The sequence below is a fragment of the Streptomyces sp. V1I1 genome (genome assembly GCF_030817355.1).
In the GTDB taxonomy this organism is placed as follows: Bacteria; Actinomycetota; Actinomycetes; order Streptomycetales; family Streptomycetaceae; genus Streptomyces.
Genome location: NZ_JAUSZH010000001.1, coordinates 654,501 through 681,373 on the forward strand (window position 1 = coordinate 654,501; position 26,873 = coordinate 681,373).

Sequence of the window (26,873 nt, forward strand, 5' to 3'; positions counted from 1 at the left end):
CGCCGGCTCGTCTCGTAGTGAGATACGTCACCGCCCTGCCGCATCCGTCCGGCGTCCGGTGTGGAGTACTCTCGGCGGCTCGGTCCGCAGTAGTCAAATTTGAGGAATGCGTCATAGCTGTGCACACGCCCCCCGCGGCAACGCCCTCCCCGGTCGCCGAACTGACCCGCTGCTCCGCGGTTTTCGTGCCCGCCGACCCGTCCCGCACCGGACGCGTCGCCTTCTGGCGTCCCGCTGGCGACGAGCCCCCGACCGCGCCCGGACCACGCTCGCACTCCGTCGAGCGACTCACCGTGGTCGGCGACGACGCCCGCCCTCGGGCCGTACGCGCGCTGCTGCTGCCGGTACGGGACGCGCTGCCGGTCCTCACCAGGGCACGGGTCGGCGCGGACGCCTCCCCCGCGGCCGCCTTCTGGGGCGCGGCGGCCGTCCTCGCCCTTCAACTCGCCGCACGCGGGCTGCTGTTGCCGGGCCTGACCGCTGCCGATCACGACGCCTGGCGGGTCGGGCCGCTCACCCCACAGGATCTGGAGCGGGTGCGTACGCTCGCGGCATCGATGCCGCCGGCCGCGCACGCCGTGCCGTTGGACGAGGCGGCCGATCCCGTACTGCTGCCCGAACCGGAGCGGCTGCTGCGGGCGTTCCTGGACGCGGTCGCGGACGGTCTGCCGCGCACCCCCGCCGCGCCGATCGCCGCCGGAAGCCCCGCCTTCGCCGCGCCCGAGCCGCAGCACCTCCCCGACCAGCGCGCCTGGGCTGCGGTCGTCGCCGCGGGTCACGACGCGGGAGTACGGCTCTCCCTGCGCGTCGAACTGCCGGGGCTGGCAGAGGCCGAGGCGGACGGCGAAGGTCCGGTCTTCCGTGCCGTCCTGCAGATGCACAGTGTCAGCGATCCGACCGTCGTCATGGACGCCGCCGACGTCTGGGCAGGACGATCGGGGACGGCCTTCGGGCCGCGCGCCCGGATGGACGCCCTGCTGGCGCTGCGCCGCGCCGCCCGCGCATGGACGCCGCTCACCCCGCTGCTCCACGCCGCCGTGCCGGACGCCATCGAGCTCGCCGACGAGGAGGTCACCGAGCTCCTCGGCGAGGCGGCCAGGGCACTGGCGACGACCGGAGTGCAGGTGCACTGGCCCAAGGAGATGGCGCGCAAACTCACCGCGCGTGCCGTGATCGGCCCACCCGAGGAAATGGAGACCGAAGCCGAGACCGACGCGGAGACCAAGGGCCCGCGGAAGGACGATTCCGGGCTGCCCTCCTTCCTCTCCGCCGACGCCCTGCTGGCCTTCAACTGGTGGTTCGCGCTGGGCGATCAGCAGCTCACCCGCGCCGAGCTGGACCGCCTCGCCGAAGCCGGCAGGCCCGTCGTGCGCCTGCGCGACCAGTGGGTGCTCGTCGACCCCGAAGAGGCCAGGCGCGCCCGCGAGAGCCAGGACCGCAAGCTGACTCCGGTCGACGCGCTCGGCGCCGCGTTGACCGGCTCGACCGAGGTCGACGGCCGCAGCGTCGACGTACAGGCATCCGGGTGGCTGGCGCGACTGCGCGACCGGCTCGCCGACCCCGAGGGCGGACAGCAGGAAATCGGCCAGCCGGCCGCGCTCGCCGCGACGCTGCGCGACTACCAGCTGCGGGGCCTCAACTGGCTGAACCGGATGACCTCGCTCGGCCTCGGCGGCTGTCTCGCCGACGACATGGGCCTGGGCAAGACCATCACGCTCATCGCGCTCCATCTCCACCGGCAGACCGACGCGTCGGCAGCGGGCCCCACGCTCGTCGTCTGCCCGACGTCTCTGATGGGCAACTGGCAGCGGGAGATCGAGAGGTTCGCGCCGGGCACACCGGTACGGCGCTTCCACAGCACCTCGCGCGGTCTCGACTCGCTCGCGGACGGCGAGTTCGTACTCACGACGTACGGCACGATGCGCCTGGACGCCGCGGTCCTCGCCAAAGTGCCCTGGGGCATGGTCGTCGCCGACGAGGCGCAGCACGTCAAGAACCCGTACTCCGCCACCGCCAAGCAGCTGCGCACCATCGGCGCGAAGGCGCGCGTCGCACTCAGCGGCACGCCCGTGGAGAACAACCTGTCCGAGCTGTGGGCGATCCTCGACTGGACCACGCCCGGGCTGCTCGGCCGGCTCGGCACCTTCCGTACGCGCTACGCGCAGCCGGTGGAGGGCGGCAACGATCCCGCCGCCGCCCAGCGACTGGCCGCGCTGGTACGGCCGTTCCTGCTCCGTCGGCGCAAGTCCGACCCGGGCATCGCCCCCGAGCTGCCGCCCAAGACCGAGACCGACCGAGCCGTGTCACTGACCAAGGAGCAGACAGGACTGTACGAAGCGGTGGTACGGGAGACCCTCGCCGCGATCTCGGAGGCCGGCGGCATGGAGCGGCGCGGCCTGGTGGTGAAGCTGCTCACCGCGCTCAAGCAGATCTGCAACCACCCGGCGCAGTATTTGAAGGAGCACAGCCTGAAGGAGCACAGCCTGAAGGAGGTGCGGCCCCGGATCGCGGGCCGCTCCGGGAAGCTGGAGTTGCTGGACGAGCTGCTCGACACGATCCTGGCCGAGGACGCGAGCGTGCTGGTCTTCACCCAGTACGTGCAGATGGCGCGGCTGCTGGAACAGCATCTGGCGGCGCGCGGGGTGCGTACCCAGTTCCTGCACGGCGGCACGCCGATCGCCGAGCGCGAGGCGATGGTGAACCGCTTCCAGGACGGTGAAGTGCCCGTCTTCCTGCTGTCGTTGAAGGCGGCGGGCACCGGGCTCAACCTCACCCGCGCCGAGCATGTCGTGCACTACGACCGCTGGTGGAACCCGGCGGTCGAGGCGCAGGCCACCGACCGCGCGTACCGCATCGGCCAGCACCGCCCCGTGCAGGTCCACCGGCTGATCGCCGAGGGGACCATCGAGGACCGGATCGCGGACATGCTGGCGCGCAAACGGGAGCTGGCGGACGCGGTACTCGGCTCCGGCGAGGCCGCGCTGACGGAACTGACCGACGCCGAGCTGGCGGATCTGGTGGAGCTGCGAGGGAGCGGGCGATGAGCGGCGGGGACGAGATGGAGCGGACGTTCGCCGCGCTGCCGCCGGCGCGCGGACGTGGCTTCGCGCAGACCTGGTGGGGCCAGGCGTGGCTCAAGGCGCTGGAGGACACGGCGCTCGACGGCGAACAGCTGAAGCGGGGCCGCAGGCATGCGCGCGAGGGCGCGGTCGGTGCGGTGTCGGTGCGTCCCGGGCGGATCACCGCCGTCGTACGGGACCGGGACGGCACCGCGCAGCGCAGCGATGTGCTGCTGCAGGAGCTGACCGAGGCCGAGTGGGACCGGTTCCTGGACATGGCGGTCGACCGTGCGGGACACATCGCGGCGCTGCTTGACCGGGAAATGCCGCCGCACCTGGTGGAGGACGCGGCGGCTGCCGGGGTCGAACTCCTTCCGGGGATCGGCGACTTGGAGCCCGAGTGCGCGTGCGAGGCGTGGGACCACTGCCCGCACACGGCGGCCCTGTGCTACCAGGTGGCGCGGCTCCTGGACCAGGATCCGTTCGTGCTGCTGCTGATGCGCGGGCGCGGGGAGCGCAGGCTGCTGGACGAGTTGCAGATACGGAGCGTGGCTCGGGCGACTGCCTCGGCGGCGCCGGAGCACAAGAGTGAGCGGCCTGTGGGCGTGCGGGCCGACGAGGCGTTCGCGGCGGGGGACATCCTGCCGCCGCTGCCCGCTCCCCCACCGGTGCCCGACGAGCCCGGCCTGCCGCCCGCCCTGGACACCGAGACCGCTCCGGCGGCAGGTGTCGACCCCTCGGCACTGGAGTTCCTGGCCGCGGACGCGGCGGCGCGGGCGCACCGGATGCTCACGGAGGCGCTCTCGCCCGGGCACGGGCTTCAGCCGCCTGAGCCGGAGTTGAACCGGGACCAGGATGCGGTGCGGCTCGCGTCCGCGGCGCCCTCACCGGCGATCGCTGGTCGTCTGGCCGCGGGCACGGCCCGGCAGCGCGCCGAGCTGGAACTTGCCGTAAGCGCCTGGCAGTTCGGTGGTGTGGCCGCGCTCTCGGCGCTCGAGGAGGAGTGGACTCCGGAGCCCGAGGTCCTCGCCCGGACGACGACAGCGCTCGCGGAGGCATGGGAGGAGGCGGACCGGCCTCAGTTGCGGGCGGCGGGCCCCGCCCGCTGGACGGTGGTGGGCGCGGAGGCGCAGCTGCGCCTGGGGCGGGACGGCCGCTGGTGGCCGTACCGCAAGGTGCGGGGCCGCTGGGCGCCGGCCGGGCCCGCGGACCACGATCCGGCGGCGGCGCTGGCGGGCGTCCTGGGCGAAACGGGCGAGACCGGCGCGCCGCCCCGGACCGGCGCGCTCGGCGGTACCGGCGCGCTGGGGGGTACCGGCGCACTCGGCGAAGCCGGCTGAACAGCCGTGCCGCGGCCGCTGCGCGGTGGAATGCCCGGATGACGTCCACGTTCGTCCCGGTACGGCGGTTCGGGGACAGCACCCTCCTGGTCACGTAACCCCGTCCCGGCCACGGCAGTTGGAGCTGGTGCGGCGGGAGATCCACATGCCCCCGCCCCCCACCAGGAGAGGCCCCCATGGACCGTAGACGACTGATTCAGGGTGCCGCCGCCGCGGCCACCGCCGGCGTGCTGCTGCCTGCCGCCCGTGCGTATGCGTCCACCCGGGCGAACACCGACTATCCGTCAGCGCACTGGGCGCCGGCCTCGGTCTCCAACTACACGGTCTCCAGCCGTCCTTCGGAGTATCCGGTGCAGTATGTGGTCATCCATGTGACGCAGGTGACCTTCGCCGTCACGCTGGGGATCTTCCAGAACCCGGCCAAGAAGGTCTCCGCGCACTATGTGGTGCGCTCGTCGGACGGCGTTGTCGCACAGTGCGTACAGGAGCGCAACGTCGCCTGGCACGCCGGCAATTGGGACTACAACACGCGCAGCATCGGCATCGAGCACGAGGGCTGGGTGGATCAGCCGAAGTACTTCACGCACGCACTGTACGAGCAGTCCGCGGCGCTCACCGCCTCGGTCTGCGACCGGTACGGCATCCCCAAGGACCGGGCGCACATCATCGGCCACAACGAGGTGCCCGGCGCCACCCACACCGACCCGGGACCGCTGTGGGACTGGACGCGCTATATCCGCCTGGTCAACTTCGCCTGACGCGGGGGCGCTTGTCGCCATTCGCCGATGGGGTCACGATGGGCTCAGGAGGCCGAGGTGAGCGACGCATGGGTGGCCCTTGAGTCCGGCGCGGATCCGACGGAGCGGATCGCCGTGCTGCGCAGGGCGTACGACTCGTATCTGACCGCGGGACGGGTCGAACGGCCGGTCCGTTCCGTTGTGGCCGATTCCTGGCGGCGTTCGGCGCGCGCCCATGTCAGCCCGGAGGGCACAGCGGGCGTCGAGCTGGACGCCGACGCGCTGGCGGCGTACCGCGGGAGCCATCCGCTGGCGCGGGTTATGCCGCTGGTGCGGGAGCTGATGGGTGCGTACGCCATGGACGGCGAGCATCTGGTCGCGGTGTGCGACGCGCACGGTCGGCTGCTGTGGGTCGAAGGGCCTGACGCCACGCGCCGGAAGGCGGACCGGATGAACTTCGTGCCGGGTGCCCGCTGGGCCGAGGCGGTCGCCGGTACGAACGCCCCGGGCACGGCGATCACCCTGGACCGGCCCGTACAGGTCTTCGCCGCCGAGCACTTCCGGCGGCCGGTGCAGGCCTGGACGTGCGCGGCGGCACCGATCCACGATCCGGCCACCGGGCGGCTGCTCGGCGCGGTGGACATCACCGGCGGTGACCGGCTTGCGCATCCGCACAGCCTCGCGTTCGTGGGGGCGGTGGCACGGGCCGCCGAGTCACAGCTGGCGCTGCTCGCCCCGCCGCCCGCCGTCGGCCGGGTACAGCTGTCGGCGCTGGGGCGGGACGAGGCGCTGCTGGTGGCGGGCGGCCGCAAGGCGCGCCTGAGCCGCCGGCACAGCGAGATCCTCGTGGTGCTGGCTCACCGCCCGGAGGGCGTCGGCGGCGACGAGCTGCTGATGGAGCTGTACGAGGACGAGTCGGTCACCCCGGTGACGCTGCGGGCGGAGCTGTCCCGGCTGCGCGGGCTGCTGGGCCCTGAGCTGCTGCGCTCGCGCCCGTACCGGCTCGCGGTACCCGTCGACGCGGACTTCGACACGATGGCGCGGCGGCTGGCGTCGGGGGCGGTGACCGGGGCGCTGAGCGCGTACGCCGGTCCACTGCTGCCCGCCTCGCAGGCGCCCGCGGTGGCGCGGCTGCGCCGCCGACTGGAGGACCAGCTGCGGGCGGCGCTGATCGCGCGCGGCGATCCGGGGCTGCTGGCGGACTGGGCGTACAGCCCGTGGGGCGAGGACGACCTCCCGGTGTGGCGGGCGCTGGCCGCCGCGCTCCCCGTACAGCAGCGTCCGTCCGCACTCGCGCGCGTACACGAACTGGATGCCTGGCAGGGGTCGTGACGACTGCCGCCCGGCGCACGCCAGACCGCATTCGAACACATGGACGGCGCATTTTCCCCACCCAATGACGGCTCCCGCACTGCGAAAGGGGCCCGATCTCCTTACTGTCAATGGTGGGGGCACCACGGGGCATGCGTCCGGCCGGGCCCGTGCCGGGTGCCCGCTCATCCGAAGCCGGAGGAGTCCCCATGCCGGAGCTGTTCATCGGCGGTAAGTGGACCGCCGCGGTCGACGGGCATGTTCGTGAGATCCGCTGCCCTGCGGACGGCACCCTTGTCGCGACCGTAGACGAGGCGGGGCCGAAGGACGCCGTGGCGGCGATCGCCGCGGCCCGTGACGCCTTCGACCGCGGACCGTGGCCCGGCACCCCGGCCGCTGAGCGCGGCCGGCTGCTGCTGCGCGTGGCCGACCTGCTGGAACGCGACAAGGACGCACTCGCCCGCGCCGAATCCCTGGACACCGGGAAGCGGCTGGTGGAGAGCGAGTACGACATGGACGACATCGCCAAGTGCTTCCGCTACTTCGGCAATCTGACGGCGTCCGGCGGCAGCGACCGGATCGTCGACACCGGCAATCCGGAGGCGGACAGCCGGGTGGTGCACGAGCCGGTCGGCGTATGCGCGCTGATCACTCCATGGAACTATCCGCTGCTGCAGACCGCCTGGAAGGTCGCCCCGGCGCTCGGCGCGGGCAACACCTTCGTCCTCAAGCCCAGCGAGCTGACCCCGCACACCGCGATCATTCTGATGCGCCTGCTGACCGAGGCGGGGCTGCCGGACGGGGTGGCCAATCTGGTGCTGGGTGCGGGTCCCACGGTCGGCGCGCCACTCACAGCAGACCCGCGGGTCGATCTGGTGTCGTTCACCGGCGGGCTCCTGACCGGGCGCCGCATCATGGCCGCCGCCGCGCCCACCGTGAAGAAGGTCGCCCTGGAGCTGGGCGGCAAGAACCCCAACATCGTCTTCGCCGACGCCGACTTCGACGCCGCGGTCGACTACGCGCTGATGGCGGTGTTCCTGCACTCCGGGCAGGTCTGCTCGGCCGGGGCGCGGCTGCTGGTCCAGGAAGAGCTGCACGACAGGTTCGTCGACGCGGTGGTGGCGCAGGCGCAGGAGATCCGGCTCGGCGGCCCGTTCGACCAGAACGCCCGCACGGGGCCGCTGATCTCCGCCGCCCATCGCGACAAGGTCGAGGCCTATGTCGCGGCGGGCATCGCCGAGGGCGCCGTGCTGCGCTGCGGCGGCGCGCGGCCCGACGACCCGGCTCTGCAGGACGGCTTCTACTACCCGCCGACCGTGCTGGACGAGTGCACACCGGGCATGTCGGTGGTGACCGACGAGTCGTTCGGCCCGGTCCTCACCGTCGAGCGGTTCCGCGACGAGAGGGAAGCGGTCGCGCTGGCCAACGACACCGTCTACGGGCTTGCCGGGGCGGTCTGGTCGCAGGACGTCGGCCGGGCGCACCGGGTCGCCTCCCAGCTGCGCGCCGGAACCGTATGGATCAACGACTTCCATCCGTACGTCCCGCAGGCGGAGTGGGGCGGTATGAAACAGTCCGGCTTCGGCCGCGAACTGGGCCCCGCGGGTCTCGCGGAGTACCAGGAAGCCAAGCACATCTGGCGCAACCTCGCCCCCCGCCCCCAGAGGTGGTTCGCATGAGCACGGACGCCGGCCCAGGGCCGGACCCCACCGGACCCGCCGGCGCCGCCCGGACCCAGAGCCAGCACGACGACGATGCGCTCGGCGTACTCGGCTACCGTCCGGAACTGAAGCGGACCCTCGGCAACTTCCACACCTTCGCCGCCGGGATCAGCTACATCTCGATCCTGACCGGCACCTTCCAGCTGTTCTACTTCGGCGTCAGCTTCGGCGGCCCGGCGTACTGGTGGTCCTGGCCGATGGTCTTCGCCGGCCAGCTGATGGTGGCGCTGTGCTTCTGCGAGCTCGCCGCCCGCTACCCGGTTGCCGGGTCCGTCTACAACTGGTCCAAAACCATGGGCGGCCCGCACATCGGCTGGCTCGGCGGCTGGATGATGATGACGGCCACCATGGTCACGCTGTCGGCCGTGGCGCTCGCCTACCAGATCACGCTGCCGCAGATCGACGACTGGTTCCAGTTCGTGGGTGACGGGAGCGGCAAGACCGACGCGGCCGCCAACGCCGTTCTCCTCGGCACGGTGCTCATCCTCTTCTCCACCGTGGTCAACGCCTTCGGTGTCCAACTCATGGCGCGCATCAACTCGGCGGGTGTGTTCATCGAGTTGATCGCCGCGGTCGCACTCATCGTCTTCCTGGCGGCACACATCACCCGCGGTCCCAGCAGCGTCCTGACCGAGACGTACGGGCTCGGCAGCGGCCAGACCCTCGGCTACTTCGGCGCGTTCCTGACGGCGTCGCTGGCCTCGGCGTATGTGATGTACGGCTTCGACACGGCGTCGTCGCTCGGCGAGGAGTCGCACGACCCGAGCCGCAACGCGCCCCGCGCCATCCTGCGGGCTCTGATCGCGTCCTTCATCATCGGCGGTCTGATCCTGCTCTTCGCCCTCATGGCGGTGCCGGATCTGTTCGCCAAGGAGCTGTCCACGGCCGGTCTGCAGTACGTCGTCCTGGAGACGCTCGGTTCGACGATCGGCGAGATCTTCCTGTGGTGCGTGGTCATCGCGATCACCGTCTGCGTACTGGCCGTGCAGGCCGCCGGCATCCGGCTGATGTTCGCCATGGCCCGGGACAACAACCTGCCCGCGGGCTCACTGCTCGCGCGGGTCAGCCCGCGCTTCAAGACGCCCGTGGTGCCCGCCGTAGTGATCGGCGTCGTGGGTGTCGTCATCCTCGTCATCAACATCAACCAGCCGCAGATCTTCTCGGTGATCACCAGCATCGCGATCATCATGATCTACGTGGCGTATCTGCTGGTCACCACGCCCATGCTGATCCAGCGGCTGCGCGGCACATGGCAGCCCGCCGAGGGAAAGTTCTCGCTCGGCAGGTTCGGACTGCCCGTCAACATCATCGCCGTGCTGTGGGGCGTGGCCATGTCGATCAACCTTGCCTGGCCGCGCGCCGAGGTCTACAACGCGACCGGTCCGCAGCACTGGTACCTGCGCTGGGGCGCGTTCCTGTTCGTCGGCGCGGTCGCACTCGGTGGCTTCGCCTACTACTGGTTCGTGCAGCGGCACCGCACCGGCGTACTCGCCGAGCACCGCGCCGTCGTCGAGGACGCGGCGCCGCCCGCCACCTCCTGACCTCCCTCGATCCTGGAGACGCGATGTCCGCACAGAGCCCCGCCCACGAGTTCGACTATGTGGTGGTCGGCGGCGGCACGGCCGGCGCCGTCATCGCCGCGCGCCTGACCGAGAACGCTGACGTCAGCGTCTGCGTACTGGAGGCGGGGCCCTCGGACGTCGGTGACGACAACATCCTCCGGCTCGACCGCTGGATGGCCCTGCTGGAGTCCGGCTACGACTGGGACTATCCGGTGGAACCGCAGGAGAACGGCAACAGCTTTCTGCGGCACGCCCGGGCCAAGGTGCTCGGCGGCTGCTCGTCGCACAACTCCTGCATCGCCTTCTGGGCACCGGCCGAGGACCTCGACGAGTGGGGCGCGATGGGCTGTACGGGCTGGAGCGCCAAGGACTGTTTCCCGCTCTACCAGCGCCTGGAGTCCAATGACGCGCCCGGGGAGCACCATGGCCGCTCGGGACCTGTCACCATCCGCACCGTACCGCCGAACGACCCGTGCGGCAGGGCACTGATCGCCGCCTGCGAGGCGGTCGGCATCTCCACCACGCCGTTCAACAGCGGCACCACGGTGGTGCGCGGGGTGAACTGGTTCCAGATCAACGCCCGTCCGGACGGCACCCGTTCGTCCGCCTCGGTGTCCTATCTGCACCCCGTTCTCGGCAAGCGGCCGAACCTGGAATTGCGCACCGAACTGCAGGCCAAGCGGCTGCTGTTCGGCGGCGACGGGCGCTGCACGGGTGTCGAGTACCTGGAGCCCGACACCATTCACAGCGGGTCGGTCTCGGCGCGCCGCGAGGTGATCGTCTCCTGCGGCGCCATCGACTCGCCGAAGCTGCTGATGCTGTCGGGCATCGGACCTGCCGGGCATCTGCGGGAGTGCGGGGTCGATGTGCGGGTCGACTCCCCCGGGGTCGGCTCCCGTCTCCAGGACCACCCGGAGGGCGTGATCATGTGGGAGGCGAAGCAGCCCATGGTCACCTCGTCCACGCAGTGGTGGGAGATCGGCATCTTCGCCGACACGGAACCGGGTCTGGACCGGCCCGACCTGATGTTCCACTACGGCTCGGTGCCGTTCGACATGAACACCTACCGGCGCGGCTACCCGACGTCCGACAACGCCTTCTGCCTCACCCCGAACGTCACCCGCGCCCGCTCGATGGGCACGGTGCGGCTGCGCACCCGTGACTTCCGGGACAAGCCGAAGGTCGACCCGCGCTACTTCACGCACGAGCACGACATGAGGGTGATGACGTACGGCCTTCGGCTCGCGCGCAAGATCGCCGCCCAGGCCCCGATGGCGGAGTGGGCCGGCAAGGAGCTCGCTCCCGGGCAGGCGCTGCAGTCCGACGAGGAGCTGTTCTCGTACATCCGCGAGACCCACAACACCGTCTACCACCCGGCGGGCACGGTTCGGATGGGCGCGGCGGACGACGCGGACGCGCCGCTCGATCCGCAGCTGCGGGTCAAGGGCGTCAGCGGGCTGCGGGTGGCCGACGCGTCCATCATGCCGTTCCTGACGACGGCCAACCCGTGCATCACGACGATGATGATCGGCGAGAAGTGCGCAGATCTGATCAAGTCGGCCTGAGTGACGATCAATTGACCGGCCGTCGCGCTCGCGCAACAGGTCGTGCCGTACATCGTGCAACCTGGCTGCAACGTCCGGGCTCCTAGCCTCGCGGCGAGCGCCGTCCAAAGGCGGGCGGCACCCTCACCGGGAGGCCATGGAGATGACCCGATACGCAGCGCCGGGCAGCGACGGCGCACTCGTCTCGTACCAGTTCCGCTACGACCACTGGATCGGCGGCGAGTACATACAACCGGCCCGCGGCCAGTACTTCGAGAACCCGAGCCCGGTCAACGGCCGCCCCTTCACCGAGATCGCCCGCGGCACCGCCGAGGACGTCGAGCGCGCCCTGGACGCGGCGCACGCGGCAGCGCCCGGCTGGGGCCGCACCTCGGCCGGCGACCGCGCCACGATCCTGCTGCGGATCGCCGACCGGATGGAGTCCCATCTGGAGGAGCTGGCGGTCGCCGAGAGCTGGGAGAACGGCAAGCCGGTCCGCGAGACGCTGGCCGCCGACATCCCGCTGGCCATCGACCACTTCCGCTACTTCGCGGGCGCCCTGCGCGCCCAGGAAGGGTCGCTCAGCGAGGTCGACGACGACACCATCGCGTACCACTTCCATGAGCCGCTCGGCGTCGTGGGCCAGATCATCCCCTGGAACTTCCCGATCCTGATGGCCACCTGGAAGCTGGCACCCGCACTGGCCGCGGGCAACGCGGTCGTACTCAAACCGGCCGAACAGACCCCGGCCTCCATCCACTTCTGGCTGAGCCTGGTCGCCGATCTGCTGCCGCCGGGAGTCCTCAACATCGTCAACGGCTTCGGCGTGGAGGCAGGCAAGCCGCTCGCATCCAGCCCGCGCGTCGCGAAGATCGCGTTCACCGGGGAGACCACCACGGGGCGGCTGATCATGCAGTACGCCTCCGAGAACATCAAACCCGTCACCCTCGAACTCGGCGGCAAGTCGCCGAACATCTTCTTCGACGACGTCTCGGCGGCCGACGACGACCTGCGCGACAAGGCGCTCGAAGGTTTCACGATGTTCGCCCTCAACCAGGGCGAGGTGTGCACCTGCCCCTCACGCGCACTGATCCAGCGCGGCCACTACAGCGAGTTCCTGGAAGCGGGCATCGCCCGCACCGAACAGATCGTGCCCGGCCACCCCCTGGACACCGACACGATGATCGGCGCACAGGCCTCCAACGACCAGCTCCAGAAGATCCTTTCGTATCTGGACATCGGCCAGCAGGAGGGCGCGAAGATCCTGACGGGCGGTCAGCGAATCGAGTACGACGGCGAACTGGCGGGCGGGTACTACGTCCAGCCCACGGTCTTCGAGGGCGACAACCGGATGCGGGTCTTCCAGGAGGAGATCTTCGGCCCGGTCGTCGCTGTCACGTCCTTCGTGGACTTCGACGACGCGATCAAGACGGCGAACGACACGCTGTACGGGCTCGGCGCGGGCGTGTGGACGCGGGACATCAACACGGCGTACCGGGCGGGGCGCGCCATCCAGGCGGGGCGGGTCTGGACGAACTGCTACCACGCGTATCCGGCGCATGCGGCGTTCGGCGGCTACAAGCAGTCCGGGATCGGCCGGGAGAACCACAAGATGATGCTGGAGCACTACCAGCAGACGAAGAACCTTCTGGTCAGCTACTCGCCGAAGAAGCTCGGCTTCTTCTAGGGCCAAGAAGAGGGCGCCTGAACTGGGCTGCTGCCGTCAGGCGCCCTCTGCGCTATCCGATTGCAAAGCAGCCCGGATTGCGTCGACTATCCCAACTCCTCCCACCGGTCTCCCACTCCTGACCAGCAGTTGCGGACCAGTCGCGGACCAGATCCGGCACTCAGCCCTGGGGAATTGGCGTAGTGCCGGAAGAGGACTTCAATGCTCTGCCCGGCTCGGCCCGCGCATTCGGCCGGGGTCCACGTCAGAGTGCAGCCAGAGGGAGATCCCGGCGTGCCGAAGGTCGTAAGGCCTCGTGGCAGCCGGCCGTTCGGCGCCACGCCGAACCGGTCGATGTGTGATCTCAGCGTGCTCACGAAGGAGGGCGGGATCGGCACGGGCCGCGTGGCCTTGGCAGCGCGTCGTTTTGGGGAGTGCGCTTCATAGACCTCACCGTCGTCGGTCCACTCCTTGCCGGAGGTTACGACCCCGCCCCGTCAGGTTGAGCATGCCTCACCCCGCCTCCGGGAGGTGCCCCCAGCCGCTGTAGGACGTTCAGTATGCGGCTGTGCCTTCCCGCGGCGGTACCACGATCAGAGGGCAGGTCGCCTGATGGAGGAGCACGTGGCTCACCGAGCCGAGCAGCATGCCGCGAAAGCCGCCGAGCCCGCGGGACCCGACCACCAGGCACCGCGCATTTGCGGCCGTGTGGGCCAAGACCCGCGCCGGGTGGCCATACCTCACCCGATAGTCAACCTCAACCTCCGGGTACTTCTCCCGCCAGCCCGCTGTCGCTTCCGACAGCTCGGTCCTGGAGCGATTCTCGACATCGGCCCGCTCGCCGCCTACCGCCCGCTCGCGATGCAGGTAGCGCACCATGACCGCCCGCAGCCGAGCCCCGGACACCGCGGCCTCTTCGAAGGCGAACGCCATGGCATCGCGGGAATTGGCGGACCCGTCGACCCCCACGACGACCAGGGGCGGCTCGCCGACGGCATGCTCGGGTTCGCGGGCCACCACTACCGGGCACCCGGCATGGGCAGTGAGGGTGACCCCAAGGGGGGAGACGGTGAACAGCTGCTCCGCCACGTTCAGCCGCTTCGCACCCACCACCAACAGAGCGGCATCCGCACCCTGTTCCACCAGCACCCGGGCTCGCGGACCGTCAGCGGAACGCGCCTCGACCTCCAAGCCCGGATGGCGTGCGTGGACGAACTCCACAGCCTCACGCAGCACCGCCTCTCCGCCGGACCGGAAATGGGCGCTCCAGGTGCGCTCCGGGTGGGGGACGTGGGGGTCGGGGTCTGCTCCCGGCGGCCATTCCAGCGCGTGTACCAGCCGCAGCGGCAGTTGCCGAAGCGCGGCTTCGTCCGAGGCCCAGGCAAGGCCGGTTCTGCTTGCGTCGGATTGGCTGACTCCGGCGACTACGGGCATACGCCCGTGGGCATGGGGGGCGGGGGCCGTAGGCATCTTGGCTCTCTCCTTCACTGTGACAGCGCCGGCATACCGGCCCCATCAGCCTCGCCGCATCGCCCGCCACACGCGAGGGCCATCAGGTGCCCGCCGGGGGACCACTGGTCCCGGCTTGAGGCGCACCCCAGATGTCGCGGCCGTGCCCAGCCCCCCGCACGTGACTTGGTGGGACCGCCATTCCCCCACCAGCCGACAGATCGAACGACAGCCGGACACCCCGGGAGCGGGCCCGGCGAACCGACGGGCCGCCATATCGTCGGGTCTTCTCCCGGCCTCAGCGAGCCAAAGGTGAGCATGCGGACGTGTCGCAGGAAGAGTTCACGTCTCGCTCGTGACGCATCTCCGCCTCGGCCTTCACCTACCTGCCCGTGTTCGATGCCGGACTGCAGGACGACATCAGTGCCCAGGTGGCTCAGGCGCACGGCGACATGCTGCTGCCGTGGCGGCAGAAGTTCCACACGGTGGACGTGGTCGAGAAGCCGGTCCCGGGTTCTGCTACGCGGCAGCTGTCGGCGGCCGCCGAGGGCGCCGATCCGGTGGTGGTCGGCCGGTCGCATCCGGCGCGGTCCGCTGGGGCCCGCACATCGGCCATGTCGCCCATGCCGTCATCGAACACGCCGCGTCGCCCGTCGCCGTGGTGGCCCACGACTGGCCGGCCGCGGCCCAAACCGAACCGCCCTGGACGGACCCGTCCAGGGCGGTTCGGTGTAGCAGGGGGGGCCGGCGCGTGGTCCCATGCGCGCGGTGTCAGGGGTGCGGTACGACCGCGACCGCACCGGGCGCGTGGTGGAGAACAGCATGGGTAACTGAGCCAAGACGGCGCAGGCCCGTGTCGTGGGTGCGGCGTCCGACGACCACGAGGCTCGCGCGGCCGCTCTTGGACAGCAGAACCTCCGAGGCTGCGCCGATCTCGACATGCTCGATGACATCCACATCGGGGTACTTCTGGCGCCAGGGCCCCAGGGCGTCGGCCAGGATCTCCTTGTGCAGCGGCTCCAAGCCACCCGCCTGATCGGCCAGCCACATCGATCCCGGACTCCAGGACAGGACCGACGGGATGCTCCAGGCGCGTACAGCTCGAAGCGTCGCTCCGCGTTCGGCGGCAGCCGCGAAGGCGAACTCGAGGACTGGTCCGCCGGCTTCCTCTGCTTCCTGGACGCCGACGACGACCTCGTCGAAGCGCTGTTGCACTGTGGTCTGCCTCGGCCCGCGCACCATGACGACCGGCCCGGTCGCCTGGCGCAGCACCTGCAGAGACACAGAACCGACCAGATAGCCGGTCAGCGTGCCGTAGCCGCGAGAGCCCAGCACCAGCATCTCGGCCCGCGCGGCTTCGGCGACGAGCGTCGGTACGGGGTCATCGACCAGCAGCTCGGTAGTGACGTTCAGGTCCGGGTACACCTTGGCCACGCGGGCTTCCGCCTCGTTCAGCACGTTGCGCACCCACCGCTCCTCCATAGCACGGTCCCCGATGTACACCGTGTCGGTGCCGCGCCACACCCAGGCGTGCACCAGGCGCAGGTCCATCCCCCGGCCTGCCGCCTCGTGCGCCGCCCAGTCCGCGGCGGCGAGGGCGTGGTCTGTTCCGTCCAGTCCAACGGTGATGGTGCCAGGCATGGTCGCCTCCCGGTGGTGCCGCCGCGGTCAGTATTCGCGACGGACTTGCTGACTTCGTGAGGTAGACGATTACAGAGGAGGGACCGGCGGTGCCTGGGCCGATCGTCCCTGGCCCGGGTCCTCTCGGCCCTGTTCCACGCTGTACCGACCACCGCAGAGCCGGGAACGATCCCTGCACCGCGCTCGGGCCCCTACGCAGTCGGGGCTACGACCGGCGTCTCCCCTCGTCGTGCGAACGTCGGCCGCACGTGGGGGGGAGCGCCACCAGCTCGCGGGCGATGGCCTGCGCCCAGGAGCGGATCCGCTCACGGTCACGGAAATCCCCGCCTCGCCCGGTCGGCCGCTTCTCCCGAGTCGCGATCGCATGCAAGTGATCGCGCAAGTCCGCCCAAACCGGCCGTGACTGACCCCCGCGCTCGCCGCCCCATACAGATTTCGCGACGCATCTCAGGCGTCCTGCCCGGAGCTGACAGCCGGGACCGCAACGGCTGAGCCGGATCGCCCCAACAGGTCTGCCGCCACAGTGCCGTTCGGCCGTGCGGCAACCTCGTCGGGGCGGACATCGGCGCCTCGATATTGCCGCTGACCACAGGGACCAGTCTCTGCGGTCAGCGCCGGAACGGGACAGCCTGTCAGCCGTACGGCCTCGACCCGCAGTCGGGGACACCGGCAGGTGATGGCGGCGGCGGGACACCCGGGCAGCGCCTCGGGGCGATACGGCCAGAGGTCCGCAAGGTCGGCCCTGGACCACGGGGAACCATGGACGACCCGCAACGGCAGCCGGCGAAGAGCAGCTTCCCGAGCCGTCCAGTCCGCGGCGCCAGCGCTGCATGACGATCCGTCAACTCCAACTACCACACTGCGCGTCGTGACGGTCCACCTTCCGTCGGCCGGAGAGCAGGGCCTCCACCCGATTCCACCTTCGGTCGCGAGCGTGCCCCTCGGGCGGGGGCCTTTCGGACCGCAGAGGGGGCCTGGCGGCCCCTGCCCCATTTGCTCGGCGCGGGTGAAGCTGCTGCCAGGAACACAACAGCCCAAGCAGGAGGTATTACTCATGGCTCGTGCCGTGATTGTCGGGATCGACGGCTCTCCCGAGAGCCTGGCTGCCGCGCGCTGGGCAGCCACAGAGTCCGTGCTCCGCAGCGTTCCGCTCCATCTCGTGCACGCCTGGGAATGGTCTCCCGCCCCCTCGGCTTCCGTCCCGACCAGTGAGACTCAGCGTCATTGGGCCGGTCGCATCCTGCGTACGGCCGTGGAACAGCTCCGTAGCAGCCACGCTGGGCTTCGGCCGACCCACGAGCAGATATCGGACTCGCCCGTCGCCGCGCTCCTGGCAGCGGCCGAGGACGCCGAGGTACTCGTCCTCGGCTCCCGCGGCCTGAGCGGAATGGCCGGATTCGTGACCGGCTCCGTAGCACTCAGAGTGGTCGCCCATGCTCCGCGGCCGGTCGCACTCGTACGATCCGAGGGGCACACCGGGGCACACTCATCTCCCGACGTACTCCGGCCGACCGGCGCTCCCCACAGCTCCGACGTTGTGGCCGGCATCGACCTCACCCATTCCTGCGACGAGGTGATCGAATTCGCCTTCGAAGCGGCCCTCGTACGCGGCGTGGGCCTGCACGTCGTACACGGCTACACCTTGCCTTCGTCATACGCGATCGCCGCCGGTGGGGGCACGCTCATCGACGATTCCGGGCTGGTCAGGGAACGTGAGTACGCGCTGAGCACGGTCCTGGAGCCGTGGCGCGAAAAGAGCCCTGACGTTGCCGTCCGTGCCAGCAGCGTTTCGGGGCAGGCCGTCGCCCACCTGGTCGAAGCGGCTGCCGATGCGCCGATGCTGGTCATCGGCCGACGCGAGCGAACATCCCCCCTCGGAATGCATCTGGGGTCTGTGGCTCACGGCGTGATTCATCACGCAGCCTGCCCGGTGGCCGTCGTGCCCCACGCCTGAGACCAAGCCCCGGTCCAGGTGACCGCCCGTCGGGTGGGCTCCCGTGGCGAGATACGCGGGGGCCCACCCGGCCCTGGCGCGGCCCCATGGCGACGGGCTAAAGATGGAACCACAGGGCAAGGTGCTCGTGACAGTGTGGAGGACAAGCAATGACCGAGGACCTGGAAACTTCACCGCGGAAGCCGATTCGCGTATTCCTGCTCGACGACCACGAGGTCGTGCGGCGCGGGGTGAGCGACCTGCTCGACGCGGAGCCCGATATCGAAGTCGTCGGTGAGGCGGGGACAACAGAACAGGCTCTTGCCAGAGGGCCGGCGCTGCGTCCTGACGTCGCCGTGCTGGATGTGCGGCTGCCGGACGGCGACGGGATCACGGTCTGCCGAGAACTGCGGTCGAGGGTGCCGGACCTGGCATGTCTGATGCTGACCTCTTTCGACGACGACGACGCACTCCTCGACGCGATCATGGCGGGGGCCGCAGGCTATGTGCTGAAGGAGATCAAAGGGTCTGCGCTTGTTGCCGCGGTCCGCACCGTCTCCTCCGGCCAGTCGATGCTCGACCCAGCGACCACCACCCGTCTGATGAGTAGCCTCCGCGGCGACGACTCTCCGCAGAACACCGAAGCAGGCGCACTGTCCGGGCTCTCCGCCCGCGAACGGGAGATCCTCGATCTCATCGGAGAGGGACTGACCAACTCCCAGATCGGCAAACGGCTTTACCTCGCGGAGAAGACGGTCAAGAACAACGTCTCCCGCCTGCTCGCCAAGCTGGGCGTCGAGCGGCGCATCCAGGCTGCGGTCATGGTCACGCAGGCCGCTCCGCAGGCCCCCGTTCGGCGGGACCGCTGAAGCGGAGGAAGGCACTCGTCAGTCCGGGAGAGCGAGCCTTCACCCAGGGACGCCCGGTACCTGCCACGTCAGGCGCGTGCCGCCGTGCGGGGAGGTGTCGACGGTCCATCGGGCGCCGAGCCCGGCCCACGACGGGCGGAGACTGAGCGCTCACGGGGTACCGTGCGCTACTTCGCGCCGCGCTGTCCGGGGCGGGGTCACTCGTCGGCCGGAAGGGGAACGCTCCAGTCCACGACACTGCCAGTGGGCTGATTGGGCGCAAGAACCAGAGCTCCTCCGAGTTCCTCGGCGCGGGTGTGGAGGTTGGCCAGGCCGCTGCGGTGGGCGCGCGCGGGGGCAGTACCCCGGCCGTTGTCGGTCACCCGCAGCGTAAGGTGCGCCGAGGTTACCTGGGCGGTGATCTCCACCTCGGTGGCGTCGGCGTGCCGGGCGGCGTTTGCGAGGGCTTCGCGGAGCACTGCAAGAAGGTGGTCTGCCATGGCTTGTGGGACCAGGGTGTCCAGCAGCCCGGTCATGCGCAGGGCAGGTGCGAATCCCAACGCCTCGGATGCCCGGTTCGATTCGGCCACCAGGCGGGAGCGCAGCCCGGTGTCCTCGGGGCGACCGCGCTGTTGCAATCCGTAAATGGTGGAGCGGATGACCTTGATGGTGTCGTCGAGGTCATCCACGACTCGTGCAATGCGCTCGGCGACCTGCGGTCGGTCGGTGACCTGGGCGAGGGTGGACTGCAGGCTCAGACCGCTGGCGAACAGGCGCTGAATGGCCAGGTCGTGCAGATCGCGGGCGATGCGGTCACGGTCGGTCAGAACGAGGAGGCGTTCGGCGTCGTGCCGATGTCCGGCGATCTCCAGGGCAAGAGCGGCATGGTTGGCGAATCCGGCAATCATGGCCACGGCCGCGTCGGAGAACGCGGGACGGCCGCAGTGGCGGGCGACTTGCAGGACACCGCGCACATGCTCGGGCGTACCGAGGGGGACCAGGAAGACCGGCCCCAGGGTCGTGGCAGCGGTGTCCCGTTCGGCGCGGGGGTCGGCGTTCCAGTCCTGGGTGGTGATCGTCTCGCCTGAGCTGTAGACCTTCCCGGCCAAGGTGGTGTGCGACAACACCAGTCCAAGGGCACGATTCGCGTCCGTTCCGGCGGCGGCCTCGATCACCAGATTGCCGGTGCGAGGAACGGGCACGGCGAGGGTGACCACGTCGGCGTCGGCCATCTCGAGGACGGTGGCGGTGAAGTTCCTCAGCACCTCGGCGGGTTCAATGCCGGACAGCAGGGCACGGGTCAGTTCGCCGCTGGCCATCAGCCAGCGCTCCCGACGCTGGACGGCGTCGTACAGCCGAGCATTGTCGATTGCCACCCCGGCTGCCACGGCCAGCGTGACCAGCACCGCTTCGTCATCGGCGCCGAACTCGGCCCCGCCCCGCTTCTCGGTCAGGTACAAGTTGCCGAACACCTTCTCACGCACCCGGACGGGAGCACCGAGGAAGGACCGCATCGGTGGATGGCCGGCCGGGAAGCCGGAGGCATCGGGCTGCTCGCCCAGGTCGACCAGCCGCAGCGAGTGCGGTTCACGGATCAGGAGCCCCAGGATGCCCCGGCCCTGCGGATAGGGACCGATCTGCTCGATGGTCTCGTCGTCCATGCCGACCGTGATGAACTGGCTGAGCCCATTCTCCTCACCAATCACGCCCAGGGCCCCGTACCGAGCATCAACCAGGTCGGCTGCGGACTGCACTATCTGCTGCAGTACAACACCAAGGTCCAAGTCGCTGCCGACGGCCAGAATCGCCTCCAGCAGCGGATCTACGCGATCCCGGGGCGAGCGCGCAAGGACTTCCTGCGACTGCGGGTCGTTCAGCAGCTCGTCCAGCCGCAGCTGCGATGCCGCCGCCCCGGTATCCCCCTCGGCATCCGTGTCCTCGCCCACTTCGGCTCCCTAAGGCCGCCGGCACATTGCCTTTGGCTCCTCAAGCCTGCCCCGGACGGATCGGTCTGCACGCACCCACGCGTACCAAGACGAATCCATGCCGTCAAAGAACCCGCGTTCACGAAGCCGTCCAGCATGCTGCGGGGCACGAACCCATCAGCCCTGCGACTCGATGACGCCCATCACGATCTGGATGATGCTGCCGGGGATGCCGGCGAAGAGGCCATCGAGTCGCTCTGACAGGGCCGGTGGGCCCCTTGGAGAGGCCGTTCGGCCCTCGCCTCTGAACCCGAATACGGCACAGGCTGAGGTGGCGGGCACCACGCCCATGAGCCCTCACCCACTGAAGTGATGGCGCATGGCGACTGCCGAGGATCAACACCACAGGGCAGGAGTTCGTGTCCATGATCGTCACGCTGTACGGGCGGCAAGCGGCCCGGTGCGCACCTTGTCACCGAGTTCTCCACACCGGTCCGCGCGGGCATTGCCCGCTCCACACAGGCTGCCCGCTACACCGCCGGCCGCCAGGCTCGGGTTCCAACCGCTTCCGCTTGGCTTCTTCGTCGCGCTTGTCGCCATGGTGATCTGCTACCTCGCCCTGATCGAGGCAGGTAAGCGGATCTTCTACCGCTGGCGGCCGACGCCAATTGCCGAGCCGCGGGGCGCGGTAGGCCACAGCCGTCTTCTGCGTCGTCGTGCTGCCCGGTTCAGCACTGCTCTCCGCCCTGACCACCGACCCCGCCCCGTTGGGAGATGAGCCGAGCGCATCGGTCCCAACGGCCGCCTGCCCGTACCGACGTACCATGCCGAACTCTCCGCTCGGCACCTGCAAAGGAGCACGAAATGCCTGACATTCACCCGGGATCAGCCAACTACCTAGATGAAGCAGAGCTGGCGGCGTTGGACGCGCATTGGAGGGCCGCGAACTACCTGGCCGTTGGCCAGATCTACCTGATGGCCAATCCTCTGCTCCGCGAGCCATTGAAGCCGGAGCACATCAAGCCTCGGCTGCTGGGCCACTGGGGCACCTCGCCCGGTCTGAATCTCGTCTACACCCACCTCAACCGGGTGGCCCGGGACCATGGGAAGGACACCATCTGTGTCTGGGGCCCCGGCCATGGAGGACCGGCCGTCCTGGCCAACTCATGGCTGGAGGGCACGTATTCCGAGACGTACCCGGACGTGAGCCGGGACGCGGAGGGTATGGCGCGCCTGTTCCGTCAGTTCTCCTTCCCCGGCGGAGTGCCCAGCCATGTGGCCCCGGAGACTCCGGGATCGATCCACGAGGGGGGTGAGCTGGGGTATTCGCTCTCCCATGCCTACGGCGCGGCCCTGGACAACCCCGGTCTGCTGGTCGCCTGCGTCATCGGCGACGGAGAGGCGGAGACCGGGCCGCTGGCTGCGTCCTGGCACTCCAACAAGTTCCTCGACCCGGTCCACGACGGAGCGGTCCTGCCGGTCCTGCACTTGAACGGGTACAAGATCGCCAACCCGACCGTGCTTGCGCGCCTGCCCAGGGACGAACTCGACGACTTTCTTCGTGGCCTGGGCCATGACCCGCTGCATGTCGAAGGTGATGATGCACTTCAGGTGCACAGCGCCATGGCACGCGCCATGGACACCGCACTCGATCGCATCAGCGCCATCCAGCGCGGCGCCCGCGAAGAGGGCGTCACCGAACGCCTGCGCTGGCCGATGATCCTGCTGCGCACGCCCAAGGGATGGACCGGGCCGACCGAGGTCGACGGCGTACAGGTGGAAGGCACATGGCGTGCGCATCAGGTGCCGCTGTCCTCCGTACGCGAAAACCCGGACCACCTCAGGCAGTTGGAGGAATGGCTGCACTCCTACCGGCCGGCGGAACTCTTCGACGATCGCGGCCGCCCGCGCGAGCGGGTGCTGGAGTGTGTGCCCGCCGGCCCTCGCCGCCTCGGGGCGAGCGTGCACGCCAACGGCGGCCTACTCGTACGGGACCTGCCGATCCCGCCACTGGAACGGTACGCCGTTCCAGTCGACAAGCCCGGTACGACCCTGCACGAGCCCACCCGGGTCCTGGGCGACCTGCTGGAGGGTGTCATGGAGAACACCGCCGAGCGTCGGGACTTCCGTGTGGTGGGCCCGGACGAGACGGCCTCGAATCGTCTGCAGGCCGTGTACGGAGCGACGGGCAAGGCATGGCAGGCGCGGACCCTGGAGGTCGACGAACACCTGGACCGCCACGGCCGGGTGATGGAAATCCTCTCCGAACACACTTGCCAGGGCTGGCTGGAGGGCTATCTCCTCACCGGCCGCCACGGGCTGTTCTCCTGCTACGAGGCGTTCGTCCACATCGTCGACTCCATGGTCAACCAGCACATCAAGTGGCTGCGCACCTCACGGCGCCTGCCCTGGCGCCGCCCCATCGCCTCACTGAACTACCTGCTCACCTCGCACGTATGGCGGCAGGACAGCAACGGCTTCTCCCACCAGGACCCCGGCTTCATCGACCACGTCCTCAACAAGTCCCCCGAGGTCGTGCGGGTCTACCTGCCACCGGACGCCAACACCCTGCTGTCGGTGGCCGATCATGTGCTGCGCTCCCGCGACTACGTCAATGTCGTCGTCGCCGGAAAGCAGCCCTGCTTCGACTGGCTGACCCTCGAGCAGGCCCGCGGACACTGTGCCCGCGGTGCCGGAATCTGGGACTGGGCAGGCTCGGAGAATGAGACCGGGGAGCCTGATGTCGTCCCTGGCTGCGCGGGCGACGTCCCCACCCTGGAAATCCTGGCCGCCGCTCGGTTGCTCCGCCAGCACCTGCCTCACCTGGCCGTACGCGTCGTCAACGTCGTGGACCTGGCTCGGCTGCTCCCCAAGGAGGAGCACCCGCACGGCATGTCCGACGCGGAGTTCGACGCGCTGTTCACCTCCGACAAGCCCGTCATCTTCGCCTACCACGGATACCCGTGGCTGATCCACCGCCTGGCCTACCGGCGCACCGGGCACGCCAACCTGCATGTGCGCGGCTACAAGGAGGAAGGCACCACCACCACGCCCTTCGACATGGTCGTGCGCAACGACCTCGACCGGTACCGGCTCGTCATGGATGTCATCGACCGCGTCCCCGGGCTGGCGGTACGCGCCGCCACAGTCCGACAGGAGATGGCGGACACCCGTCTGCGCCACCACGCCTGGATCCGTGAGCACGGCACCGACCTGCCCGAAGTCAGCGAATGGAACTGGAACAGCTGAGCGCCGCGGCGTTGGTCCGTGATGTCGGAGACAGGACGCTGATGCACCCCGGCTCCAACTGACGTGGTCAAAGCTCCAACTGACGCGGTCAAAGCTCCAACTGACGCGGCCAACACTCCCAGCGCCCACTGAGCCGGGCCCGTAAGACCATGAGCACCTGAAGCAACCGGAGTCACCATGCCCCTTACGTCCGCACCTCTTCCGGGGGCCGCCCGGGCGACAGGTCTCAGTCAGGAGCAGGCATCCCAGCTGCTGGCGGAGTGCGGTCCCAACGAGCTCGGCGAACAGCGCAGGATATCGCTTCGGTCCCGAGTCTTCGCTCAGCTTCGTGACCCGCTGATCATCGTGCTACTGGCGGCCGTGGCACTGACCGTGGCGACCGGGGACTACGCCGACGCAGTCGTCATCTGTGTGGTCGTGCTCTTCAACACCACTGTCGGGGTGGTGCAGGAGGTGCGCGCCGACAATGCGGTCGCTGCCCTTTCCGCCATGACCGCGTCTGCCGCACGAGTACTGCGCGGCGGGACGGAACAGGAGGTGACCTCGTCAGCCGTCGTCCCGGGCGACGTGCTGGTACTCGGTGAGGGCGACATCGTCCCCGCTGACGCCGCGCTCACGCAGGCCGCTGCCCTTCTGATCGACGAGTCGGCGCTGACCGGCGAATCCGTACCGGTCGACAAGGACGTCCAAGGAACGGATCCGCACGCGGGACAACTGCAGGCGGGAACAGTCGTACTGCGTGGCCGCGCTGTCGCCACCGTCACCGCCACCGGGCCGCGCAGCGCCCTCGGTATGATCGCCGCCTCGCTGCATCCCCGACAGCAACAGACCCCGCTCCAAAAGCGCCTGGCCGGGCTCGGCCGGGTACTGGCCCTGGTCGCTGTAGGACTGTGCCTCCTCGTGCTCGTCCTGGGACTGGCGCGCGGCCAGTCCTTGGAGACGATGGCGGTAACGGTCATCAGCCTCGTCGTGGCTGCCGTCCCGGAGTCACTGCCGGCTGTCGTCACGCTCGGCCTGGCGCTGGGCGCGCGGCGGATGGCCGCCCGCAACGCCGTGGTTCGCCGCCTGTCCGCAGTGGAGACCCTCGGATCGGTCACCGTACTGGCCACGGACAAGACGGGCACCCTCACCGAAGGCCGCATGGTCGTCGAACGCGTGTGGACCGCCGCCCATGGCACGGTGACCCTGACGGGTGCGGGGTACGAACCCGTTGGTGAAATTCTCACGACCGGCCGGCATCCAGAACCCGGCACCAGGGATGCCGTACGAGAAGTGCTCATCGCAGCGGCGTTGTGCAACGACGCGTCGCTGATTCCGCCCGGGGAAGCAGACGCGCAATGGACCCCGCTCGGCGATCCAACCGAGGCCGCCCTGCTGACCGCCGCCGCCAAAGTGGGCTGCACACCCGACGAGTTGGTGCGAACTCATCCCCGCGTCGACGAGGTGCCGTTCGACAGCCTCCGCAAACGTATGACCACCATCCACCGCACGCCCTCGGGAACGATCGAGATCTACCTCAAGGGCGCACCTGAAATGGTGCTGGACGCCGCGCTTCTGAACGAAAGTCCCGCGTCACTGGAGCATGCGCGCAAGGAGGCCGCCGCCCTGTCCGCCGAGGGCTACCGCGTCCTGGCCATAGCGTCAGGTTCGTCCACCTGTATTCCTGTCCCGGTCGAGGAGTCGGAAAGCGGCTTGCGGCTGCTGGGACTGGCAGCCATCAGCGACCCGCCCAAAGAGGCAGCCACTGCAACCGTGCAAGCCTGCCGCCGTGCCGGGATCACCCCGGTTCTCATCACTGGAGACCACCCAGAGACTGCCCGTGCGACCGCGGAAAGGGTCGGTATCCTCACGCGAGCTGACGCCACCATGCCGAGCCGCGTGGCCACCGGCAAAGAGCTGGCCGCCGGACAGATCCCGGACCCCACCCGGGTCAGGGTTTTCGCTCGTACCACGCCTCAACAGAAACTGGACATCATCCAAGCGTGGCGCGCCCGCGGAGAGGTCACCGCGATGACCGGCGACGGCGTCAACGACGGCCCCGCCCTGCGGCAGGCGGACATCGGCGTGGCGATGGGCCGCCGGGGAACCGAAGTTGCCCGCCAGGCTGCCGATCTGGTCCTCGCCGACGATGAACTGACCTCGGTGATCTCGGCTGTGGAAGAGGGCCGCCGTGTCTACGCCAACATCCGCCGGTTCCTGGTCTATGCGCTGGCCGGCGGTGCCGCGGAAATCCTCGTTATGCTCATTGGCCCGATGCTCGGACTCGCATTGCCTCTGCGAGCAGGTCAGATTCTGTGGATCAACCTGCTCACTCATGGTCTGACAGGGGTCGCCATGGGCGCCGAACCGGTCTCACCCCACGCCATGCGACGCGCGCCGCGCCCGCCGCAGCAGCACGTACTCGGCGACGGGCTCTGGCAGCGGGTACTGCGGCTGTCGGTCCTGGTCACGGCAGCAAGCCTCGCTGCCAGCCTCTGGGTCCGGCACTCCGGCGGCCCGTGGCAGACCGTCCTGTTCATCGCCCTGCTGGCCGCCCAGCTCGGCGTCGCTCTGGGGCTGCGGGAGCGACTGTTCACGCGCCAAAATCTGTTTCTGCCCGCAGCTGTGCTGACTGCGGCGGGGCTGGGCGCTGCCGCACTCTACGTACCCTTCCTGGCAGACCTGTTGGACACCTCATCGCCATCGTGGACCGGTATCGCACTCGCCGCGGCTGCCGGCCTCATCAGCTTCGGCGCAGCGCGCACCGAGAGCTGGTTGGTGAGGACTGCCGACCAGACACCTGCCGCACCGTGAGACAGAACGCCGGTGGACGTCCCGGGTCTCGAGTACTTCGACCGCTGGACCGACGTGGCCCGCTTCATCGCCCTTCTCCTTGGCGGCGTCCGGGT

At 69.7% G+C, this 26,873-nt stretch carries 17 protein-coding genes and 1 pseudogene; 13 read left to right on the top strand and 5 right to left on the bottom strand.

The genetic code is table 11. The features are described 5' to 3' along the window. Positions 1-119: 119 nt before the first annotated feature. From QFZ67_RS03385 to QFZ67_RS03420, 8 genes are all read left to right on the top strand, one after another. Positions 120-3,044, top strand: coding sequence for a DEAD/DEAH box helicase (locus QFZ67_RS03385; RefSeq protein ID WP_307659580.1), 2,925 nt, complete (start codon positions 120-122; stop codon positions 3,042-3,044). Next, positions 3,041-4,399: an SWF or SNF family helicase gene (locus tag QFZ67_RS03390; RefSeq protein WP_307659581.1), complete on the top strand. Its 1,359-nt coding sequence runs from the start codon at positions 3,041-3,043 to the stop codon at positions 4,397-4,399. Before QFZ67_RS03385 ends, QFZ67_RS03390 begins: the two co-directional genes overlap by 4 nt. A gap of 176 nt (positions 4,400-4,575) precedes the next feature. Beyond that, positions 4,576-5,157 carry an N-acetylmuramoyl-L-alanine amidase gene (locus tag QFZ67_RS03395; protein WP_307659582.1) on the top strand — a complete coding sequence of 194 codons (582 nt, stop codon included), beginning with the start codon at positions 4,576-4,578 and terminating at the stop codon, positions 5,155-5,157. A 57-nt stretch (positions 5,158-5,214) separates the two neighbouring features. Next, the gene (locus tag QFZ67_RS03400; RefSeq protein ID WP_307659583.1) at positions 5,215-6,468 is read left to right on the top strand and encodes a GAF domain-containing protein; all 1,254 of its coding nucleotides are present in this window, start codon (positions 5,215-5,217) and stop codon (positions 6,466-6,468) included. A 188-nt stretch (positions 6,469-6,656) separates the two neighbouring features. Then, the gene (locus tag QFZ67_RS03405) at positions 6,657-8,126 is read left to right on the top strand and encodes an aldehyde dehydrogenase family protein (protein ID WP_307659584.1); all 1,470 of its coding nucleotides are present in this window, start codon (positions 6,657-6,659) and stop codon (positions 8,124-8,126) included. Then, positions 8,123-9,709 carry an APC family permease gene (locus QFZ67_RS03410; protein WP_307659585.1) on the top strand — a complete coding sequence of 529 codons (1,587 nt, stop codon included), beginning with the start codon at positions 8,123-8,125 and terminating at the stop codon, positions 9,707-9,709. The genes QFZ67_RS03405 and QFZ67_RS03410 overlap by 4 nt, the downstream gene beginning before the upstream one ends. Positions 9,710-9,732: 23 nt before the next feature. Then, positions 9,733-11,295 (top strand): GMC family oxidoreductase, encoded by a 1,563-nt coding sequence (locus QFZ67_RS03415; protein ID WP_307659586.1) that lies wholly within the window; start codon positions 9,733-9,735, stop codon positions 11,293-11,295. Between the two features lie 142 nt (positions 11,296-11,437). Further along, complete coding sequence (locus tag QFZ67_RS03420; RefSeq protein ID WP_307665717.1) at positions 11,438-12,961, top strand: aldehyde dehydrogenase family protein; 1,524 nt, start codon at positions 11,438-11,440, stop codon at positions 12,959-12,961. 534 nt (positions 12,962-13,495) lie between these two features. On the opposite strand, the gene QFZ67_RS03425 is transcribed toward QFZ67_RS03420, so the two are convergent. The 4 genes from QFZ67_RS03425 to QFZ67_RS03440 form a co-directional block, all read right to left on the bottom strand. Beyond that, positions 13,496-14,374: a universal stress protein gene (locus QFZ67_RS03425; RefSeq protein WP_307659587.1), complete on the bottom strand. Its 879-nt coding sequence runs from the start codon at positions 14,372-14,374 to the stop codon at positions 13,496-13,498. A gap of 451 nt (positions 14,375-14,825) precedes the next feature. After that, positions 14,826-15,029, bottom strand: a complete 204-nt coding sequence (locus tag QFZ67_RS03430; protein WP_307659588.1) for a hypothetical protein — start codon at positions 15,027-15,029, stop codon at positions 14,826-14,828. Between the two features lie 131 nt (positions 15,030-15,160). Then, complete coding sequence (locus QFZ67_RS03435) at positions 15,161-16,030, bottom strand: universal stress protein (RefSeq protein WP_307659589.1); 870 nt, start codon at positions 16,028-16,030, stop codon at positions 15,161-15,163. 447 nt (positions 16,031-16,477) lie between these two features. After that, positions 16,478-17,086 carry a universal stress protein gene (locus QFZ67_RS03440; protein WP_307659590.1) on the bottom strand — a complete coding sequence of 203 codons (609 nt, stop codon included), beginning with the start codon at positions 17,084-17,086 and terminating at the stop codon, positions 16,478-16,480. Between QFZ67_RS03440 and QFZ67_RS03445 the strand changes: the two genes are divergently transcribed. Next, on the top strand, positions 17,085-17,984 hold the full coding sequence (locus QFZ67_RS03445) for a universal stress protein (RefSeq protein ID WP_307659591.1): 900 nt from the start codon (positions 17,085-17,087) through the stop codon (positions 17,982-17,984). The genes QFZ67_RS03440 and QFZ67_RS03445 overlap by 2 nt on opposite strands. 149 nt (positions 17,985-18,133) lie before the next feature. After that, positions 18,134-18,832 carry a response regulator transcription factor gene (locus QFZ67_RS03450; RefSeq protein ID WP_307659592.1) on the top strand — a complete coding sequence of 233 codons (699 nt, stop codon included), beginning with the start codon at positions 18,134-18,136 and terminating at the stop codon, positions 18,830-18,832. Positions 18,833-19,029: 197 nt separating this feature from the next. Here the strand turns inward: QFZ67_RS03450 and QFZ67_RS03455 are convergent, their stop codons facing one another. Then, on the bottom strand, positions 19,030-20,757 hold the full coding sequence (locus tag QFZ67_RS03455; RefSeq protein WP_307659593.1) for a GAF domain-containing protein: 1,728 nt from the start codon (positions 20,755-20,757) through the stop codon (positions 19,030-19,032). Positions 20,758-21,600: 843 nt separating this feature from the next. On the opposite strand from QFZ67_RS03455, the gene QFZ67_RS03460 reads away from it, so the two are divergent. The 3 genes and pseudogenes from QFZ67_RS03460 to QFZ67_RS03465 all read left to right on the top strand — a co-directional run bounded on the left by QFZ67_RS03460 (position 21,601) and on the right by QFZ67_RS03465 (position 26,778). Continuing rightward, entirely contained in the window at positions 21,601-23,985 is a 2,385-nt protein-coding gene (locus QFZ67_RS03460) for a phosphoketolase (RefSeq protein WP_307659594.1), read from the top strand. 177 nt (positions 23,986-24,162) lie between these two features. Next, positions 24,163-24,294, top strand: a pseudogene (locus QFZ67_RS39020) (cation-transporting P-type ATPase); the annotation flags it as partial. Between the two features lie 51 nt (positions 24,295-24,345). After that, positions 24,346-26,778, top strand: coding sequence for a cation-translocating P-type ATPase (locus QFZ67_RS03465; protein ID WP_373430201.1), 2,433 nt, complete (start codon positions 24,346-24,348; stop codon positions 26,776-26,778). Positions 26,779-26,873 lie beyond the last annotated feature (95 nt).